This is a genomic window from Mesorhizobium sp. M4B.F.Ca.ET.058.02.1.1, assembly GCF_003952505.1.
Taxonomy (GTDB): domain Bacteria; phylum Pseudomonadota; class Alphaproteobacteria; order Rhizobiales; family Rhizobiaceae; genus Mesorhizobium.
Genome location: NZ_CP034450.1, coordinates 4,912,025 through 4,927,184, shown reverse-complemented (window position 1 = coordinate 4,927,184; position 15,160 = coordinate 4,912,025). Strand labels below are relative to the sequence as shown.

Sequence of the window (15,160 nt, the reverse complement as noted above, 5' to 3'; positions counted from 1 at the left end):
CATCACCGCAATTGCTGTGCTGCTTCCGATTGGAGAGAGCTCCGCGCACCTGACCAACTACCGATGGGTGATATTGCGACGTTATCGATGAGCCGCGTGTCGCCAAGCCAAGCCGCAGCAAGCAAGCGTGCCGGTCGGTCAAGGCTTGCTAACGATTGCAGGTCTGTTTCTCCGCGAAGCTCCAGGTATTCGAGCTCGCGATAGCCGGCAGCCAGAATTGTTGCACGCGCTTCATCAAGCGTAGGCAGGATGGGAGAGCCGCGTGCAAGCCGCTCGGCCGTATCGAGCAGGACCGATGCTAGTTTTGGGGCAATGGCGCGTTGGGCTGGGGAGAGCCGCACGTTACGCGACGATAGCGCAAGACCATCGGCTTCGCGGACTGTCGGACAGGGCACAATAGTGATCGGAATGTCGAGGTCCCGGACCAAGCGCCTGACAAGCTGAAGTTGCTGAAAATCCTTTTCGCCAAAAAAGGCGAAGTCAGCGCCGGCCTGCAGGAAGAGCTTGGCCACGACCGTCGCCACGCCATTGAAATGGCCGGGCCGGAATGCGCCGCACAGGCATTCGCTGATGCCGGACACTGAAACGACCGTGGCGAAGCCCGCCGGGTACATTTCCTCTGCGTCCGGCACATAGAGCAGATGCGTGCCCAGCGGCGCGAGCTTGGCAGCATCTTCGCTTTCCGTCCGAGGATAGGCAATCAGGTCGGCGGGGCTGTTGAACTGCTTGGGGTTTACGAACAGCGTCACGATCACCCGCTCGGCCCTTTCAAGCGCCTTCCGCACAAGGCTCAGATGCCCGTCGTGCAAGGCTCCCATGGTCGGCACAATACCGATCGTGGCACCCGAGCGACGCCATTGCGCAACGACGCCGCGCAGCTCGCTCACAGTTCGAGCGATCGGCACGCTCATGTGAAGTCTCCGGCCTTCAAGGCGTTGACATAGAGATGTTCGACCGCCGGAAAGTGCCGGTTCCGCACATCGGTGGCGTAAGCGGCGATTGCCGCCTCAGCCTGCTCACCGAGCTCGGCATAGCGTTTGACGAACTTCGGCCGAAATGAGGTGAAGAGCCCGAGCATATCGTCGCTCACCAGAATCTGGCCGTCGCAAGCTGGCGAGGCACCGATGCCGATGGTGGGTATGTCGATATCGGCGGTTATCTGCCGTGCAAGCTGCTCCGGTATCTTTTCGAGCACCAAGGAGAAGGCGCCCGCCTCGGTTACCGCCCTGGCGTCGCGCCTGATCCGCTCTGCATCGGCTCCCCGGCCCTGCACACGATAGCCTCCGAACGTGTTTACCGCCTGCGGCGTCAGCCCCACATGGGCCATGACAGGTACGCCGCGCGCGGTAAGGAAGCGGATGGTTTCCGCGATGGTCTCGCCGCCCTCGAGCTTCACCGCTGAACAACCGGTCTCACCCATCACGCGCGCAGCGTTGCCGAAAGCGTGCTCTGGGCTTTCCTCGTAGGAACCGAAGGGCAGGTCGACGACCATCAGCGCGTGTTCAAGGCCGCGGCGAACGGCCTGTCCGTGCATGATCATCATGTCGAGCGTGACGCCCAGCGTCGACGACAGGCCGTGCCCACCATGCCGACGCTGTCGCCGACAAGAACGATGTCGCAGTGGCGATCGAGTAGCCTCGCGACCGGCGTGGTGTAGGCCGTCAAGCATACAAGTGGCGTTTGGCCTTTTCGCAATCGAATATCTGGAGGGTTAATCCCTTTTATCTCACCAGCCGCGCTCAACCGACGCCCCCTTCCCTTACGTTACCAACAGCGGGTGTCGCGTTTGGCATATTTTTGTGCGACTGCGAAGAGCTAAAAACAGTGCTTGAGTAGTACGGTGTTGACGTGCTGGCTGCCAAGGTTACATTCAATCGATTAAGGCGCTCCGTTGGGCCAACCCACTTTCGCAAACATGGATCCTCAGACAAGAAGAACCAAGAAAGGCAAAGCCGCCGTCAAAGCTGACGAAGCCAAAGTGGACCTGACTGCCGTCGTGGTCGCCGTAAACGACAGTGAGTCCTGTGTCCTCACCGTCGGTCATGCGGACACCCTCCCTTCTGGACCTTTTGCGCTTGAGCATCGATCGCTGCAGTCGGGTTTGAGGGGGTGGGTGGAGCAGCAGACCGGCCATGCACTGGGATACATCGAGCAACTCTACACCTTCGCCGATCGCGATCGCATCGGCACTGAGCGCCACCAGCGCGTCATCTCAATCAGCTATCTCGCATTGACCAGGAAGGAACAGGCAACGAACTCGGCCGCGTGCGGCTGGCAAAGTTGGTACGAATATTTTCCCTGGGAGGACCACCGCTTCGGCACGCCGCCTGTGCTGCTCGATAGATTGCGGCCCCGCCTGATTGAGTGGGCCGGCGGCGCCAGCGAGCCGACCACTCAACGCGAGCGCCGGCAGCGCGCTGCGATAGCCTTCGGCTTCGACGACCGCCATTGGAACGAGGAACTCACGCTCCAACGCTACGAGTTGCTCTATGAAGCTGGTCTGATTGAGGAGGCCGGTGGCGGCAGGGACGCGATTGCGGCCGCGGCTGGCAAACCAATGGTCGCTGACCACCGTCGTATTCTGGCAACCGGGATCGCGCGGCTGCGTTCGAAGATCAAATACCGGCCGGTCGTGTTCGAGCTTATGCGGCCTTCCTTCACGCTGCTGCAACTGCAGCGAACCGTGGAAGCTTTGGCTGGCAGGCTGATCAACAAGCCGAACTTCCGGAGATTGGTCGAGCAGCAGGAACTTGTTGAGGAGACCGGGGAGACCTCCCTCGACACGGGCGGCCGACCGGCGAAGCTTTATCGCTTCCGGCATGCCGTCCTCGACGACAGGGCTATCGCCGGGACAAAATTACCGCTGGCGCGGGCTTGACATACTTATAGTCAAGGTAGATATATTCCCTTATTGTCAAACCGAATATAATCGAGGCGCCAATGACTGGGGCGTTACCTATGGCTGCGTCCCTGTATGAGCGTGTCCGGCGGGTGATCCCACCCGTTGAATGGCTCGCGTTCGCCGGCGATATTGAAGCCATCTTAGCGCTGAAGCGTGAGCGCAATGCGGTGGTGCTGGCGCACAATTACCAGACGCCCGAAATTTTTCATTGCGTGGCAGACATCGTCGGCGACAGCCTGGCGTTGGCCCACAAGGCGGTGACGGTCGACGCCGACATCATCGTGGTTGCCGGCGTTCATTTCATGGCCGAGACGGCAAAACTGCTCAATCCGAACAAGACCGTGCTCATCCCGGATCTCAGCGCCGGCTGCTCGCTGGCCGAATCGATCACGGCAGACGACGTGCGGCTAATGCGGCTGCGGTATCCGGGGGTCCCCGTTGTTACTTACGTCAACACTTCGGCCGCCGTAAAAGCGGAGTCCGACATCTGCTGCACGTCCGGCAACGCCAAGGCGGTGGTGGAATCGCTTGGCGTGGCGCGTGTGCTGATGCTGCCGGACGAATATCTGGCGAGGAACGTGGCAGCCGATACAGACGTCGAGATCATCGCCTGGAAAGGCCATTGCGAGGTGCATGAGCGCTTCACCGCAGCAGACATTCGGGAACTGCGCGATGCCCATCCAGGCGTCATCGTGCTGGCCCATCCAGAATGCCCACCAGACGTTGTCGCGGAGGCGGAGTTCTCCGGCTCGACCGCAGCGATGTCGGATTATGTCGAGCGGGAGAAACCGACGCGTGTCGTCCTTCTGACCGAATGTTCGATGAGCGACAACGTCGCGGTCGCGCATCCCGACGTCGAGTTCGTTCGCCCATGCAACCTGTGCCCGCACATGAAGCGCATCAACCTGGCCAACATTCGCGCCGCGCTCGAGCAGAACCGGCATGAGGTCCGGATTGATCCCGAAATTGCCGGCCCCGCCCGCCGCGCGGTCGAGCGCATGCTTTCCCTATGAGCCTGGAGGTTCGCGACATCGCCGGGGCGCCGGTCGTCATCGGTGGCGGCATTGCCGGCCTGATGACGGCGCTTCATCTGGCGCCGGAACCGGTCGTGCTTTTGACCAACGCGCCGCTTGGAACCGGAGCCTGCAGTGAGCTTGCCCAGGGCGGTCTTGCGGCAAGTCTCGGCGGCGACGACGGCCCGGATTTTCACCTTTGCGACACGATAGCTGCCGGCGACGGACTCTGCGACGAGGCCACGGTGCGGCGAGTGGTCCGAGCTGCACCCGAAGCGATTAGGACGATCCAAAGGTTCGGCGTCGCCTTCGACCAGCACCCTGACCGCGCGTTGCGACTTGGGCTCGAGGCGGCACACTCGCGACGGCGGATTGTGCATGCAGCCGGCGACGCCACCGGTCGCGAGTTGGTGCGCGTGCTCATCGCCGCGGTTCGGCGTACAGCCTCGATCACCACTATCGAAAATGTGGAGGTCCGCCGGCTGGTCGTGCAGGACGGGTCGGTCATCGCCGTGGTCGCCGCAGGACGAGCCGGCGCGCTCGCTCTGCCCACGCGTCGCGCGGTGCTGGCGACCGGCGGCGTCGGCGGGCTGTTTTGCGACACGACAAACCCCGCTGGCTCATGGGGTCACGGGCTGGCGCTCGCCGCATGGGCGGGGGCGGAACTCGCCGACTTGGAATTCATACAGTTCCATCCAACTGCGCTCGACGGTCCGCGCCGGCCGATGCCGCTGGTGAGCGAAGCCGTGCGTGGCGAAGGCGCGGTGCTCATCGATGAGCGAGGAGAGCGCTTCCTCGCTGACACACCTGGCGGTGAACTTGCGCCTCGCGACGTCGTAGCGCGCGCCATTTGGCACCAGCTTGCCGTTGGACGCCGCGTATTCCTGGATGCACGGCAAAGTCTCGGCCCGAGATTTGGCAAGCGTTTTCCAGGCATCGCCGAATTGTGCCGGAGCGCAGGGGTCGACCCCGCGACCGACCCGATCCCGGTGCGCCCGGCGGCACATTATCACATGGGCGGCGTCGCCGTAGACAGCGCCGGCCGCAGCTCCATCGAGGGATTGTGGGCCTGCGGTGAGGTCGCCTGTACCGGCCTGCACGGCGCCAACCGCCTGGCCAGCAACTCGCTCACCGAAGCGGCGGTCACCGCGAGCTGGGTTGCCGAAAGCGTTGCCGGCACGTCGTATACCCGGCGACCGCGCAGATGCTCCACATTCGTCCCTCCACGACCAGACGCTTCCGCGGTCCGCCCAATTGTCTCCGCCGCCCTGGGTATCATCCGCGACGGCGAGGCAATGCGCGAAGCGGTGGCGACCCTGCTGCCGATCGCAGCTGACAATGTCGCTGCCTCTGGTCCGGCTTTGGTCTCACTGATGATCGCCGTGGCGGCCCTGGGGCGGGAAGAGAGTCGAGGCGCGCACTGTCGGTCCGATTTCCCGCTCCACGATGCCGACGCGCGCCCATCACGGCTGACACTGCACAGCGCAATGCGGGCCGCGGCCGCACTCGATTGCCGGGCTACCATACGGAGCACCTGATGTGATTTCATTCTCCCCCCTCCCCGCGACCCTGATCGAACCGATTGTGCGCGGTGCGCTCCTCGAAGACCTGGGCAGATGCGGCGACCTGACCAGCGATGCGGTTATCCCGCATGATTGCACTGCCACGTTGGTGCTCAGATCGAGGCAGGCGGGCGTCGTTGCCGGGCTCGATCTGGTCTCGTACGCCTTCCTGCTCGTGGAACCGGCGATCAACATCCAGATCTGGCGCCCTGATGGCAGCGATGTCGGGGCCGGGGAAACCATTGCAAGATTGTCCGGACCCGCGCGAGGCCTGCTCACGGCCGAACGCACTGCCCTCAATTTCTTATGCCGGCTGAGCGGCATTGCCACTGCCACAGCGGCGATGGTTGAGGCCGTGCGCGGTCACAAGGCGAGGATCGTATCGACGCGAAAGACGACGCCCGGCCTGCGGGTATTGGAAAAATACGCCGTGCGCGTCGGCGGCGGTGCCAATCACCGCTTCGGCCTCGATGACGGCGTGCTCATAAAGGACAATCACATCGCGATCGCCGGCGATATCCGCACAGCAATAGAGCGGGCGCGCGCCGCCGCAGGGCATATGGTGAAGGTCGAGGTTGAGGTCGACACGCTGAAGCAGCTCGATGCAGCGCTCGCGATTGGTGTTGACGCGGTGCTGCTCGACAATATGTCGGTCGAGGATCTTGCCCGCGCGGTTTCTATAGTGGGTGGCCGTACGATCACCGAGGCTTCCGGTCGGGTGACGCCGAAAACGGCGGCGGCGATTGCGGCGACCGGTGTCGATCTCATCTCCATGGGATGGCTGACGCACAGCGCCCCGATCCTCGACATCGGCCTGGACATGCCGGACCACCAGAACATCTGCAAGCATTTGAACTGAGGATTACGGCATGAGGAGCAACATCAGCTCGGCAGGCGTAGGAAGGCGGTGGAAAGACGTGCCGCAGCTCGCCTTTTAGCGAGTGCGCTCCAAAGCCAAGTCGGACCGAGCTTGCCGGTCGACAGACTCCTGAAGGCGTACCGGACTAGCAACAAAGGTTTGACGATGACGGTTGGAATGAACTCGGAGTTCGACGTGAACCAGACCATGCAATCGGTCGATGGAACGCCTCCGCGATGGAACCGCAAAGAGGCTGAGGCCATCTACGGCATGCCATTCAACGATCTGCTGTTCCTAGCTCAGACGATCCACCGCCAGAACTTCGATCGAAACCGAGTGCAGCTGTCGCGGCTCCTTAGCATCAAGACCGGCGGCTGCCCCGAAGATTGCGGCTATTGCAGCCAGTCTGCGCATTACGAAACCGGGGTGAAGGCGTCGAAGCTGATGAACGTCAAGCATGTCATCGACGAAGCGGCCAAGGCGCGTGATGGCGGCGCAACGCGCTATTGCATGGGCGCAGCGTGGCGAAGTCCCAAGGAGCGCGACATGGACGTTGTGGTCGCCATGATCGAGGGCGTCAAGGCGCTCGGCATGGAGACCTGCATGACGCTCGGCATGCTCGATCTTGAGCAAGCTGCTCGCCTGAAGCAGGCCGGTCTCGACTACTATAACCACAACATCGATACCTCTGAGCGCTACTATGGCGAGGTTATTTCAACCAGGACTTTTGCCGACCGGCTGGAAACGCTTGGGCACGTGCGCGCGGTTGGGATGAAAGTCTGCTGCGGCGGCATCGTCGGGATGGGGGAAGAAAAGACCGATCGCATCGACATGCTGGTCACGCTCGCGAACCTGCCCGAGCCGCCGGAAAGCGTGCCGATCAACATGCTTATTCCCATCGAAGGCACGCCGCTTGCCGCGGCCGACGCCATCGATCCGATCGATTTCGTCCGCATCGTTGCGCTCGCGCGGGTGATGATGCCGAAATCCTGTGTAAGGCTGTCCGCCGGCAGGACGGCGATGAGCGACGAAACGCAGGCGTTGTGCTTCTTTGCCGGCGCTAACTCGATCTTTGTCGGCGACACGCTGCTGACGGCGGACAATCCCGGCGAGGACAAGGATAGCCTTCTGTTCCAGCGTCTCGGCATCGAGCCGATGGAACTCGCCACGCAATGAACGAGGCAATTCTTGCCCGCTATGACGCATCCTTGCGCGGACTGGCGCGCAAGGACCGGTTGCGGACGCTCGCACCGCGCGCCGGTCTCGACTTCTCGTCGAACGACTATCTCGGACTTGCCGCCTCCAAAAGACTTGGCGAAGCGGTTGCGGCGGCGATTGCGCGGGGCACGCCGGTTGGCGCCACCGGGTCGCGGCTGTTGCGCGGCAACGCACCGGAACATGAGCAACTGGAGGCGGACGCCGCGGCATTCTTCGGCGCCGACCGTGCGCTGTTCTTTGGCAGCGGCTACATCGCCAACTTCGCCCTGTTGACCGCGCTGCCGCAGAAAGGCGACCTGCTGGTCCTCGACGAACTCGCCCATGCCAGCATGCATGAGGGCGCGCAGGCCGGGCGCGCCGAGTTCAAGCTGGCCGCGCACAACGACGTCGACGCTGTCGAGGACGCAATCACCCGCTGGCGCGCCGAAGGCGGCACGGGGCGCGTGTGGATCGCCGTCGAAAGCCTTTACAGCATGGATGGCGACCGCGCGCCGATGGAGAGCCTGGTCGCGATGGCCGATCGGCACCAGGCATTCATCGTCGTCGATGAAGCGCATGCCACCGGCATCTGGGGACCGGACGGCCGGGGACTGGCCGCCGCGTGCCAAGGCCGCGACAACATCGTCACGCTCCACTCATGCGGCAAGGCGCTCGGCGCATCCGGTGCACTCGTCACCGGGCCGAGGACACTGTGCGATTATCTCGTCAACCGGTGCCGGCCGTTCATCTACGCCACCGCGCCCTCGCCGCTGATGGCGGTCGCGGCGCGCGAAGCGCTGACTATTCTGTCCGACGAGCCCATGCGCCGCGCTCAGCTGCAGGAACGCGTTGCCTGCGCCGGCCGCCAATTGGCCGAGCGCTGCGGCGTCGTACCCAGCGGCTCGCAGATCCAGCCATTTGTCATCGGCGACGTTGGGCGCACCATGGCGGTGGCGGCGGCCCTGCAGGCACGCGGCTTCGACATACGCGGCATACGTCCGCCGACGGTGCCCGAGGGCACATCGCGCCTGCGCATTTCGCTGACGCTCAACGTCGACGAGACCGACATTTCCGCCATGGTCGAGGCTCTCGTTGAGGTGTTGGCCACAGCATGACCAAACGCATCGTCGTCACCGGAACAGACACCGGAATTGGCAAGACAGTATTTTCGGCCGGACTTGCCGGGCTGCTCGACGGCTTCTACTGGAAGCCGGTGCAATCGGGCCTCGACGAGGAGACTGACAGCGAGGTCGTCGCCCGGCTTTCCGGCTTGCCCGACGGACGCGTGCTGCCCGAAGTCTATCGACTGACGATGCCGCTGTCGCCGCATCGATCAGCCGAAATCGACGGCGTCGCGATCGAGGCCGACGATCTTTCATTTCCGGTCCTGCCGACACCGCTCGTCATCGAAGGCGCCGGCGGGCTGATGGTGCCGCTCAATCGACAGACAAGGTTCATTGACATATTCGAACAATGGCGGCTGCCGGTCATACTGTGCGCCCGCACCGCGCTCGGCACCATCAATCATACGCTGTTGTCGATCGAGGCCCTGAGAGCCCGCTCCATCCCGCTCATCGGCATTGCCTTCATGGGCGAAGAGGTGGCCGATACGCAAAGGACAATCGTGGAATTCGGCGGCGTGCCGCAGCTCGGCAGGCTGCCGCACCTCGGTCCGCTGACGGGTGAAACGTTGAGAGATGCAATGATTTCCGGCTTCGACCTGGCCATGATTGCCGGAGGCGACTGATGGCGCAGTCTCGAGTCTGGCATCCGTTCACGCAGCACGCGCTAGAGCCCTCGATCCCTGAAATCGTGCTGACTGAAGGCGCCTATCTCCACAAGGCCGACGGCTCCCGCATCCTGGATGCGATTTCTTCCTGGTGGGTCGTCACTCATGGCCACCGCCACCCCCGCATCATGAAGGCCATCGAGACGACCGCGTCGAACCTCGACCAGATCATCTTCGCGGGCTTTACCCACGAGCCGGCCGAGCGCCTGGCCGAGGCGCTTGTCGGCCTCGCACCCGCCGGCCTTGACCGGGTGTTCTATTCCGACAGTGGCTCGACCTCAATCGAAGTCGCGCTGAAGATGGCGCTCGGCTATTTCCGCAACATCGGCGCGCCGCGTTCGCGCATCGTCGTCATGGAGCACAGCTATCATGGTGACACGATCGGGGCGATGAGCGTCGGCGCCCGTGGCGTGTTCAACGCCGCCTACGAGCCCTTGCTGTTCGAGGTCGACACCATCCCCTTCCCGGCCGCCGGGCGCGAGCAGGAAACGCTGGATCGGTTCGAGGCACTCTCCCGCGACCGGCGCGCCGCCGCGCTGATCGTCGAGCCGCTCGTGCTCGGCGCCGGCGGCATGCTCATGTATCCGGCCTGGGTTCTGACCGAATTGAAGAGGATCACTGAGGCCGCCGGCACGCTGCTGATCGCCGATGAAGTGATGACCGGCTGGGGGCGCACCGGAACCATGTTCGCCTGCGAACAGGCGTCCGTCTCGCCGGACATCCTGTGCACCTCGAAAGGTCTGACCGGTGGTACCATCCCGCTGGCCGCCACGATCGCCACCGATGCCATCTTCCAGGCTCACTATTCCGAGGATCGCAAGAAGACGTTTTTCCATTCGAGCTCCTACACCGCCAATCCGATTGCATGCGCGGCGGCACTTGCCAATGTCGAGATCTGGCACGACGAGCCGGTGGCCGATCGGATCGCGGCCTTGAGCGAGCGACAGGCCGCCGGGCTTCGACGCTTTCGCGACAACCCTCGCTTCACCGATTGCCGGACAACCGGCACCATCGCGGCACTCGACCTACGCACCGGCTCAGCCGGTTATCTGGCCGAGATCGGGCCAAAACTGCGCGCTTTTTTCTTGAGCGCGGCCTGCTCGTGCGCCCGCTCGGCAATGTCCTGTACCTTCTGCCGCCCTATTGCATTACCGGCAACGAGTTGGATGGGCTCTATGACGCCATCGAGGAGGCCGGCGAACGCTTCGGCTCAAAGCCATGAGCCGATCATCGCGCATTCTCGGGCTTGGCCATCATGCGCCCGCGCGCAAGGTGGAGAATCCGGAAATCGAAGATCGTCTCGGGCTTGAACCCGGCTGGATCGAGCGGCGCACCGGGATACGGTCGCGCTTCTGGGCAGCGGACGAAGACACGCTGTCGGCCCTTGCCGCGCACGCCGGCGACATGGCGCTGACCAATGCCGGTATCGACCGCGGCGACATCGGCCTGCTGTTGCTCGCTACCTCCACACCCGATCATCTTCTGCCGCCAAGCGCGCCCCTGGTCGCACATCGGCTGGGACTAGGTCGCGCCGGCGCGATCGACCTGACCGGCGCTTGCGCCGGCTTCATCTATGCGCTGATGTTCGCCGACGGGTTCACTCGCCTGCATGGCAAAGCGAGCCTTGTCATTGCCGCCAACATCCTCAGCCGCCGCATCAATCCGGCCGAGCGCGCCAGCGCCGTGCTGTTTGCCGATGCCGCCGGCGCGGTGGTGATCGGTCCGTGCGATGACCCGGATCGAGGCATTCTCGGCGCTTCGGTGGATTCGGACGGCTCGCGTTACGGGCTGATCCAGATTCCTGCCGGTGGAAGCAACAATCCGTTCCATGGCGGCCTCGACCTCGAGCAGACCCGGATGACGATCACCGATGGCCGCGAAGTGTTCGCCAAGGCCGTGGAGATGATGACCGCCTGCTCGAGAGATGCGCTCACTGCTGCCCGACTGAGGCCGCAAGACCTCGATCGTTTCGTGCCGCATCAGGCCAATGCTCGCATTTTCGACGCGGTCGGCAGGAACCTCGGCATCACAGATCACTCGATGGTCAAGACGATCGCCGAATATGGCAACTCTTCCGCCGCGACGATCCCGCTCTCGTTGTCGCTCGCCCATCGGGCGCAGCCGTTTCGGCCTGGCGAGAAAGTCCTCTTGGCGGCAGCGGGTGCGGGTCTCAGCGGCGGCGCGCTTGTCGTGGGAATTTAGCAAAGCAACGCTTGCGCATAGGACTGCTCATGAATGAGACTATGAGAATGGCTCAATACGCAAATAGTCGCCGGCAAGCTCCATAGAGCTGGGTTCCGTGCGGTGCTCCGCGATGTCTAAGTATCGACCCACTTGCTCAAATCGCAGCGCTCATCGAAGGCCAGCAAAACCTCATGCAGAGCGAAAATCCTCAACCGCCCGTTTCAAAGACGCTCGCCCCATTTCGAAACAAGGTGTTTCGCTCAATTTGGACGGCCACCCAGATTTCCAGCCTCGGTTGGCTAGTGCAAACGGTCGCCATCAGTTGGCTTATGGCAACGATTTCAGCGTCCGACCTTATGGTGGCTCTCGTCCAGGCCGCATCCACACTGCCGGTGTTCTTCCTCTCAGTTTTCGCCGGAGCCATTGCCGACAACTTCAGCCGCCGGTGGGTGATGTTTGCGGGACACTGCCTGATAGCATCGGCGTCGATGACGCTGATGATTTCTGTGGGTCTGGGATTTGTCAGTCCTTGGCTGATTCTCGGGTTAGGTTTCCTGGCCGGCTGCGGCTTTGCCTTGAATGATCCGGCCTGGCACGCTTCGGTCGGCGATATCCTTCACAAACGCGACATTCCGGCCGCAGTGACGCTTATGTCCGTCGGATACAACATTGTGCGCAGCGTTGGTCCGGCCTTAGGGGGCGTGATCCTGGCCGTCTTTGGGCCGCTGGCCGCTTTCGCCTTGGCTGCGGTGAGTGATCTGGCGCCTATAAGCGCGATATGGCGCACCAAATGGGAGGTCCGCTCTTCGCCTCTCCCTCGTGAGAGAATGACGACGGCAATTCATGACGGAGTGCGCTTTACGGCGATGTCTTTGGAGATCAGGGCAGCGACCGCCCGAGCAGCTCTTTTCGGATTGGCAAGCATCTCCATTCTGGCGTTGCTCCCTCTCGTCGTCCGGGATCAGTTGAAGAGTGGGCCAATTGTCTACGGTATCTTATTGGCCGGCTTCGGCATGGGTGCTTTCATCGCGGGCATGGGCAACGGCTTCTTGAGGAAGGTCACGTCTCAAAACAGGCTGGTGGCCTTCGCCTCTGTGGCTTGTGCAGTCTGTTGCCTCTCCCTTGCCCTGACATCGTCGGTTCCTGTGGCGGCCATTTCGCTGGCGCTCGGCGGAGCGGGTTGGCTTATCACCTGGACGGGCATTGACGTGTCGGTGCAGTTGGCAAGCCCAAGGTGGGTTGTAGGCCGCACGCTCTCCATTTACTACGCCTTGAGCGCAGGCGGTATGGCTGCTGGCAGCTGGATCTGGGGTTCTGTCGCGCAAAACTATTCCTTGACCTCAGCATTGGAGGGCGCCGCGGGCGCTCTGTTGCTGGTTGCAGCAGCGGGGATCGTGTTGCCGGTCCGTCCCTGGGAAGAAACGGATCAAGAAAGTTCAGTTTTTCATCCGCCGGACGTGGCTCTCGATCTGAAACCCAGAAGTGGCCCTATCGTGGCCAAGGTCGAGTATTTGATATCGGAGGAAAATATCGAGGCCTTTCTGGGCTACATGCGCACGCGGCGACACGTCCAGAGCCGTGCCGGTGCACGAAACTGGACGCTCCAGCGAAATCTGCAAACACCGTCACTTTGGACGGAGACATTCCGCACCCCCACCTGGATGGACTTTCTCCGCCTAAATCATCGACTCACCGCAGCAGATAAGGAAGTCGGCCAGCATCTCCTGTCACTGCATGAAGGAGAGGTGCCTCCGCAGACAGTGCTTTCGATTGAACGAACGACCGAGGCAATTCGTACCCGTACCTCGACAATCTTTTCTCGTCCTCCAAGATGACGCCATCAAGCTGCTATCCAGGGACAGGGTGGATCACCGGTGCTTTGCAGAGCACAGCCTCACGCCGAGAGCAGCGTGCTCCGAGTTGTGCGATCGAGCGCACCCAGGCGAGATGATGATGAACGCGGCGTCAAGTGGAGTCCCCTGCATGCGCTTGCGGAGTCTTCTGCGAGAGCCCATGCCGACGAGCGCCAAACAAGGTCTGATGCCTTCGGAGTCGTGGCCTCAACTCATCGATTCGCGAGAAAAGCATCGAATGCAGCAGCAACGGCGCGAACAACAAAGCGGTGCTCCGGCCGCACGCGGATGAAGCCGTTTTCGACGTCCACGATCCCCTCCTCAGCCAGCGTCACCAAACGCTCAACTGAATCGAGAAAACGAGCTGGTTCGATTTCGTGGGCGGCACAGATGGTCGGCACGTCGGCCTCCAAATCGCACATCAGTCGCTCGATGATTGCTGCGCGCACCCGGTCATCGTCGGTCAGCCGGTGGCCCTTTGATGTCGCCAGACGTCCACTTGCGATGTGCCGGGCGTAAGAATCCCGTGTTACTTCGTTCTGAACGTACCCCTCGCCGACTCGGCCAATAGCCGACGCGCCGAAGCCGATCACGGTTTTGCAAGTATCGGCCGAGTATCCCAGCGAATTACGCCGCAGGCGCCCGGTCTTCTGCGCTAGCGCGAGTTCGTCGTCCGGCAGAGCGAAATGATCGAGCCCGATCTCCCGGTAGCCGGCGCCAACCAGTGTCTCGGCGACAGCTGCAGCCTGTTCGGCGCGAACATCGCCGTCCGGTAGACCTGCCTGCTCGATTAGGCGCTGATTCTTTATCACGGAAGGAATATGCGCGTAGCCGAACACCGCAAACCGGTTGGGGCGCATGGCGACCGCAGCCATCGCGGTCTGGATGCAGGACTGCACAGTCTGTTTCGGGAGACCGAAGATGAGATCGAAGTTGATATGGCCAACGCCATGCCGGCGGAGATTTTCGACGGCAGCGGCCGTCTGCACCTTACTCTGGATCCGATTGATCGCCTTTTGCACATCGGGATCAAAGCTCTGCACGCCGATGCTCGCGCGGTTGACACCGGTAGCTGCCAAGGGTTCGGCCATTTCCGGTGTGAACGTTCGGGGATCGATCTCCACGGCGATCGCAGCAGTTTTGCTGAAAGCGAAGTGGCGGCGTAGAAATTCCATCAGCGCCAAGTGCTCGGCTGGCCCGATAAGGTGAGGCGTTCCGCCGCCGAAATGCACATCGCTCACCGGCAGCCCTTGCCGAACTTGCTCCGACACCAAACTGATCTCCTGACGCAGCACGCCAAATAATTAAGGATCGGGCCGTTGCGACGGGTGACGGCGGTAGGGAAGCCGCAATACCAGCACATGGATCGGCAAAACGGAATGTGGAAATAGAGCGACACCGATTCGTCGGCCGGGAGGCCCCCCAGCCATTCCTCATAATCGTCAGCACCAACCGCCGCAGAGAAGTCTGGCACAGTCGGATAGATGGTATACCAAGGCGGCCGGGGGTCCCGGTACTTTGTCAGGATTGAGGTGTGCAAGGAGCTGTCGTCCCACGTCGCTGATCCATCATTGTTTCGTTGCGCGCTCGTCCTGTCTCTGACCTAAGTCAGTGCGTCCCGCTTTCTCCGCGTTTTCAAGGCGGAGGCGGCGATGTCGCAGTCTCGCTTGGACAGGACGGTATCAACCGAGCGCGCGTGCCATGGTCCGCCTGAGGTGATGGTGCGGTGCCGCATTCAACGTTTGAGTACGTGACGCCGATGCAGTGTGCTTGAGGCGTCTGCGGAAGAACTTTGCAATGC

At 62.4% G+C, this 15,160-nt stretch carries 10 protein-coding genes and 3 pseudogenes; 10 read left to right on the top strand and 3 right to left on the bottom strand.

Features of this window, described 5'->3' with window-relative positions:
* Positions 1–2: 2 nt before the first annotated feature.
* Together panC and panB are read right to left on the bottom strand one after the other, a co-directional pair.
* Positions 3–911: a pantoate--beta-alanine ligase gene (gene panC, locus EJ073_RS23915; protein ID WP_126057767.1), complete on the bottom strand. Its 909-nt coding sequence runs from the start codon at positions 909–911 to the stop codon at positions 3–5.
* Positions 908–1,743, bottom strand: a pseudogene (gene panB, locus EJ073_RS23910) (3-methyl-2-oxobutanoate hydroxymethyltransferase). The gene panC and the pseudogene panB overlap by 4 nt, the downstream one beginning before the upstream one ends.
* A 172-nt stretch (positions 1,744–1,915) precedes the next feature.
* Here panB and EJ073_RS23905 point away from each other — a divergent pair.
* The 10 genes and pseudogenes from EJ073_RS23905 (at position 1,916) to EJ073_RS23860 (ending at position 13,341) form a co-directional block, all read left to right on the top strand.
* The gene (locus EJ073_RS23905) at positions 1,916–2,878 is read left to right on the top strand and encodes a hypothetical protein (protein ID WP_126057766.1); all 963 of its coding nucleotides are present in this window, start codon (positions 1,916–1,918) and stop codon (positions 2,876–2,878) included.
* A 62-nt stretch (positions 2,879–2,940) separates the two neighbouring features.
* Positions 2,941–3,915, top strand: a complete 975-nt coding sequence (nadA, locus tag EJ073_RS23900; protein ID WP_126057765.1) for a quinolinate synthase NadA — start codon at positions 2,941–2,943, stop codon at positions 3,913–3,915.
* A complete protein-coding gene (locus EJ073_RS23895; protein ID WP_029354892.1) occupies positions 3,912–5,453 on the top strand; it encodes an L-aspartate oxidase in 1,542 nt (513 codons plus the stop codon). Before nadA ends, EJ073_RS23895 begins: the two co-directional genes overlap by 4 nt.
* Before the next feature lie 4 nt (positions 5,454–5,457).
* Positions 5,458–6,336, top strand: coding sequence for a carboxylating nicotinate-nucleotide diphosphorylase (gene nadC, locus EJ073_RS23890; RefSeq protein WP_091595900.1), 879 nt, complete (start codon positions 5,458–5,460; stop codon positions 6,334–6,336).
* Between the two features lie 207 nt (positions 6,337–6,543).
* The gene (gene bioB / locus EJ073_RS23885; RefSeq protein ID WP_236370746.1) at positions 6,544–7,512 is read left to right on the top strand and encodes a biotin synthase BioB; all 969 of its coding nucleotides are present in this window, start codon (positions 6,544–6,546) and stop codon (positions 7,510–7,512) included.
* A complete protein-coding gene (locus tag EJ073_RS23880) occupies positions 7,509–8,648 on the top strand; it encodes an 8-amino-7-oxononanoate synthase (protein ID WP_091595817.1) in 1,140 nt (379 codons plus the stop codon). Before bioB ends, EJ073_RS23880 begins: the two co-directional genes overlap by 4 nt.
* A complete protein-coding gene (bioD, locus tag EJ073_RS23875) occupies positions 8,645–9,280 on the top strand; it encodes a dethiobiotin synthase (protein WP_029354884.1) in 636 nt (211 codons plus the stop codon). Before EJ073_RS23880 ends, bioD begins: the two co-directional genes overlap by 4 nt.
* Positions 9,280–10,544: pseudogene (locus EJ073_RS23870) on the top strand (adenosylmethionine--8-amino-7-oxononanoate transaminase). The gene bioD and the pseudogene EJ073_RS23870 overlap by 1 nt, the downstream one beginning before the upstream one ends.
* Positions 10,541–11,524 (top strand): beta-ketoacyl-ACP synthase III, encoded by a 984-nt coding sequence (locus EJ073_RS23865; RefSeq protein ID WP_091595821.1) that lies wholly within the window; start codon positions 10,541–10,543, stop codon positions 11,522–11,524. The pseudogene EJ073_RS23870 and the gene EJ073_RS23865 overlap by 4 nt, the downstream one beginning before the upstream one ends.
* Positions 11,525–11,697: 173 nt before the next feature.
* Positions 11,698–13,341, top strand: a complete 1,644-nt coding sequence (locus EJ073_RS23860; RefSeq protein ID WP_029354881.1) for an MFS transporter — start codon at positions 11,698–11,700, stop codon at positions 13,339–13,341.
* 230 nt (positions 13,342–13,571) lie between these two features.
* Here EJ073_RS23860 and hemN read toward each other — a convergent pair.
* Positions 13,572–14,899 (bottom strand): annotated as a pseudogene (hemN, locus tag EJ073_RS23855) (oxygen-independent coproporphyrinogen III oxidase).
* Positions 14,900–15,160: the final 261 nt, after the last annotated feature.